Origin of the sequence: Acidithiobacillus sp. (genome assembly GCF_027322205.1) — a bacterium.
Lineage (GTDB): Bacteria > Pseudomonadota > Gammaproteobacteria > Acidithiobacillales > Acidithiobacillaceae > Acidithiobacillus.
Genome location: NZ_DAHVHY010000100.1, coordinates 1 through 4,986 on the forward strand (window position 1 = coordinate 1; position 4,986 = coordinate 4,986).

General features: G+C 58.3%; 3 protein-coding genes. 2 read left to right on the top strand and 1 reads right to left on the bottom strand.

Features of this window, described 5'->3' with window-relative positions:
- Positions 1-1,291 (bottom strand): ATP cone domain-containing protein (locus M7F93_RS11025; protein WP_298173352.1); only part of this gene is annotated, 1,291 nt, incomplete at its 3' end.
- A gap of 333 nt (positions 1,292-1,624) precedes the next feature.
- Between M7F93_RS11025 and tldD the strand changes: the two genes are divergently transcribed.
- Together tldD and ftsH are read left to right on the top strand one after the other, a co-directional pair.
- Positions 1,625-3,070, top strand: coding sequence for a metalloprotease TldD (gene tldD, locus M7F93_RS11030; RefSeq protein ID WP_298173356.1), 1,446 nt, complete (start codon positions 1,625-1,627; stop codon positions 3,068-3,070).
- A 105-nt stretch (positions 3,071-3,175) separates the two neighbouring features.
- On the top strand, positions 3,176-4,986 hold a 1,811-nt coding region (gene ftsH, locus M7F93_RS11035; RefSeq protein WP_298173359.1), incomplete at its 3' end, for an ATP-dependent zinc metalloprotease FtsH.

Sequence of the window (4,986 nt, forward strand, 5' to 3'; positions counted from 1 at the left end):
TGCCGCCCTGATTCACAGCGACCGCTGTGTCGTTGACTACCTTAAGGAAAGGGACGACGCCCTGCGACTTGCCATTAGTGCCTTTGATGAAGGACCCCAGTGCGCGCACCGGCGTCCAGTCGTTCCCCAGGCCGCCACTGAACTTGGAGAGCATGGCGTTTTCTTTGATGGCTTCGTAGATGTCATCCAGATCGTCACCCACGGTGGTCAGGAAGCAACTGGACAACTGCGGGCGCAAGGTTCCGGCATTGAATAAGGTGGGCGTCGAACTGACAAAGTCGAAGCTGGACAGCACTTCATAAAAGGCTATGGCATGGGTTTCGCGGTCGATTTCATCCATCGCCAGACCCATGGCCACCCGCATCCAGAAGGCCTGCGGCAATTCAATGCGACGCTCCCGCACGTGCAAAAAGTAGCGATCATACAGAATTTGCATACCCAGATACTGGAAGTTCAGGTCCCGCTCCGGCCTGAGCGCGGCGGTAATACGCTCCAGATCGTACTGTCCCAGCCGCGGGTCAATCAGCTCATTCTGGATGCCGGTTTGCAGATAGTCGCGGAAATACTCAGGATAGCGTGCAGTCATCTCCGCCTGAGTTGCTGCTTCACCGAGCACTTCCCAGCGCACGCGGTCGAGGAGCAGGCGCGCTGAGGCATAGGCGTAGGCAGGATCACGCTCGATCAGTACCCGGCTGGCAAGAATGGGGGCCTGAAACAGTTCATCCTCGCTGATGCCGTCGTAGATATTTTTGACGGTATTGCCGAGGATGGCATCTATCGACACGGCGCTGCCCAGGCCACTGCAGGCTTCTTCGATAACGGCGCGCAGTCGTTCCATGTCCAGCGTCCGCTGGCTGCCATTCGGATGGCTGACCTTAATAGCCGGGATCTCGGCTGGGGTTCCCGTCGCTGTCTGCTGGCGGCGCTCCCGCGTGCGCTCCTCGCGATACAGCACATAGGCCCTGGCGACTTCGTGTTCGCCCGCGCGCATGAGCGCCAGTTCCACCTGATCCTGAATGTCTTCAATGTGAAAGGTGCCGCCCCCCGGCTGACGCCGTTTCAGTGCTTCAATCACCTGTTCCGTCAGACGGCTGACGAGGTCACGGACGCGCGCGCTCGCCGCTCCGCTGCCACCTTCCACGGCCAGGAAGGCCTTCGTCATGGCGATGTGGATCTTGCCGGCGTCAAAACTGACCATCGCGTTGTTGCGACGAATGACTTTGTAATGACTGGCTTCGGAAGGGTCGTAGGCAGGATTGCTGATGATGGCCTGGGCGGCAGGTTTGGACATGGGCGACTCCTATGATCGGGGCGATAGTGGACGCAAACTGCGAGGCAGCGTGAAGGGATACGCCGGGGCGGCGTGCAAAAGCGGATCGCAGAGCGCCCAAGCACTAAATATAGACCTGTTTCTGCTGGTGTCAACTATATCTTGTGCATAATGTCGTGCACAAGTCTGGCAAAAGATGTGGATAACCCGGCCAGCAGTATCATTTAACAATGAAATTTTATCTCTTGTCCGGGGGCGGGCGGCAAAGCATCTCTGCCGGTTTATGAATTTGGACTTGTTCTAAACCACTGGTTGGGCGCATACTGGCCGCATTATCTGTCAGGAAGGAACGTGATGACTGTCTCAGCCTTGGAAATTGCCCGCGCTACTCTTTTTGTTCCCGGCGGAATCAGCGAAGGGGAGTTGGAAAAAGTATTCGGTCGCCTCTCCCATCGCGCCCTGGACGACGCTGATCTGTATTTTCAGTACAGTCGCAGTGAGGGCTTTAGCCTGGAAGAAGGGGTTGTGAAGTCGGGTAGTCACTCTATCGAACAAGGCGTGGGTGTGCGGGCGGTGAGCGGTGAACGTCAGGGTCTGGCCTATTCTGACGAAATCGCCGTGGATGCCTTGCTGACGGCGGCAGAGGCGGCGCGCGCCATTGTCCATCATCCTGGGCAGACGAAAGGGCTGGTCTGGCAGCGGCGTCAGGGGCTGGCGCTCTATCCGCCCGTCGATCCTCTGGCTTCTATTCCCAATAGCGAGAAAATCGCCCTGCTGGAGCGGGTGGAGCGGGCCGCCCGGGCCTGTGATCCGCGTATTGTTCAGGTGATGGCCAGCCTGAGTGCCCGTTTTGAGGTGGTGCTGGTGGCGCGTCTCAATGGTACCATGGCTGCCGACGTGCGCCCCTTGGTGCGCCTCAACGTCTCCGTCATTGTCGAGCAGGGTGGGCGGCGCGAGCAGGGTAGTGCTGGTGGTGGTGGTCGTTACGATTATCAGACCTTTCTTCAGGGTGACATGGCCGAAGAATTTGCCCGGGAGGCTGCGCGTCAGGCCCTGGTCAATCTGGAGGCGGAAGCAGCGCCTGCCGGTTGTATGGAGGTGGTCCTCGGACCGGGATGGCCGGGAATATTGCTGCATGAGGCCATTGGTCATGGTCTGGAGGGTGACTTCAACCGCAAGGGTACCAGCGCCTTCAGTGGCCTGGTCGGTCAGCGGGTCGCGGCGCCGGGTGTCACGGTTGTCGATGATGGTACGCTGGATGGCCGTCGCGGCAGCCTGAATGTCGATGACGAAGGGACCCCGACCCAGTGCACGACGCTGATTGAAGATGGCATCCTCAAAGGCTACTTGCAGGATACCCTCAATGCCCGTCTGACCGGGACGCGGTCGACGGGTAACGGGCGTCGCGAATCCTACGCGCACCTGCCGATGCCGCGGATGACCAACACCTACATGCGGGCTGGGGGTCGCGATCCCCAGGAGATCATCGCCAGCGTCAAACACGGGCTCTATGCCGTCAACTTCGGGGGTGGTCAGGTGGATATCACTAACGGCAAATTCGTTTTTTCCGCCTCCGAAGCGTATCTTATTGAAAACGGGAAGGTAACCCGGCCAGTCAAAGGCGCTACCCTGATTGGCAACGGCCCGGATGTGCTCACCAGGGTTGAAATGATCGGCAACGACCTCCAACTAGATACAGGGGTGGGTACTTGTGGCAAGGATGGCCAGAGCGTGCCCGTAGGTGTTGGGCAGCCGACGCTGAAAATCCGTGACCTGACGGTGGGTGGAACACAAGGTTGAGAGGCCGGGCCTTGCTCTTGTCAGGTGGTCTTGGGAAGGCTAACATCGAACGATATATTAGATCTTATTAATCAGTCTAGTTCTCCCATTCGGGGGGGTGTGTGAATGAATAATGTCTTAAAAAATGTGCTGTTGTGGGTGGCGATTGGCGTTATTCTGATGCTGGTGTTTCAGAACCTCAATACGAGCAGTTCGACACCGGCTCAGGCTATGGACTTTTCAACCTTTGTGACTAGTGTGAAGCAAGGTCAGGTTGCCGATGTCACCATCAACGGCAATCATGTGAAGGGTAGCCTCAGCTCCGGACAGCAATTCAGCGTCTACACCCCGGCCAACGACACGCAACTCGTTCCCCAACTGCTGGCTGCCGGGGTGAAAATCTCGGTCAAGCCACCGGAGGGGCAATCGTTGTTGCTCTCCATCCTCATCTCCTGGTTCCCGATGCTGTTGCTGATCGGCGTGTGGATTTTCTTCATGCGCCAGATGGGTGGCGGTGGTGCCGGTGGCCGCGGGGCGATGACTTTCGGTCGCAGCAAGGCGCGGATGCTGACGGAAGAAAACAATAAGGTCACTTTTGCCGATGTGGCGGGCGTGGAAGAAGCCAAGGACGAACTTGCAGAAATTGTTGACTTTCTGCGCGATCCGCAGAAGTTCCAGCGCCTTGGCGGACGGATTCCCAAGGGCGTATTGCTCATGGGTTCGCCGGGTTCTGGTAAGACCTTGCTGGCGCGTGCCATCGCCGGAGAGGCGCGGGTGCCGTTCTTCTCTATCTCCGGCTCCGACTTCGTGGAAATGTTTGTCGGTGTCGGCGCATCGCGGGTTCGCGACATGTTCGAGCAGGCTAAAAAACATGCCCCCTGCATTATCTTCATCGACGAGATCGATGCGGTGGGTCGTCAGCGTGGTGCAGGCCTGGGTGGCGGTAATGATGAACGCGAGCAGACCCTGAATCAGTTGCTGGTGGAAATGGATGGTTTTGAAGGTACTGAGGGCATTATTGTTGTTGCCGCCACCAACCGTCCGGATGTGCTAGATCCGGCGCTGTTGCGGCCTGGTCGTTTTGACCGGCAGGTCACCGTACCGTTGCCGGACATTCGTGGTCGCGAGCAGATTTTACAGGTCCACATGCGCAAGGTGCCGATTGCCCCGGACGTGGATCCCAAGGTCATTGCCCGGGGTACCCCTGGTTTCTCCGGTGCGGATCTGGCCAACCTGGTCAATGAAGCGGCGCTGATGGCGGCACGCAGGAGCAAGCGTCTGGTGGACATGCATGACTTTGAGGATGCCAAAGACAAGGTCATGATGGGTGCCGAGCGCAAGTCGGTGGTGATGAGCGATAAGCAGCGGGAAACCACGGCCTATCACGAGTCGGGCCATGCTGTAGTGGCTAAGTTACTGCCAGGCACGGACCCGGTGCATAAGGTCACCATCATCCCGCGTGGCCGGGCTCTGGGGCTCACTATGCAGTTACCGACAGAAGATCGTTTCAACTACGAGCGTCAGGAAATTCTCTGTAACATCTCCATTCTCATGGGCGGGCGCATTGCAGAAGAAGTGTTCCTCAACCAGATGACGACGGGCGCGGGTAACGACATTGAGCGTGCCACCGACCTGGCGCGACGGATGGTGACCCAGTGGGGCATGTCCGGCATCGGGCCGATGGTCATTGGTGAAAAAGAGGAAGAGGTGTTCATTGGTCGGGAAATGACCAAGCACAGCAATATCTCCGAGCAGACGGCGAGAACCGTGGACGGTGAGGTGCGCGATATTATCCAGGAGCGCTACGGCATTGCCCGTAAACTGATTGAAGAAAATCGCGACAAGGTCGAGGCCATGGCCCGGGCCCTGCTGAAGTATGAAACGCTGGACGCGGGGCAGGTGAGTGACATCATGGCGGGCCGCGACCCGCAGCCGCC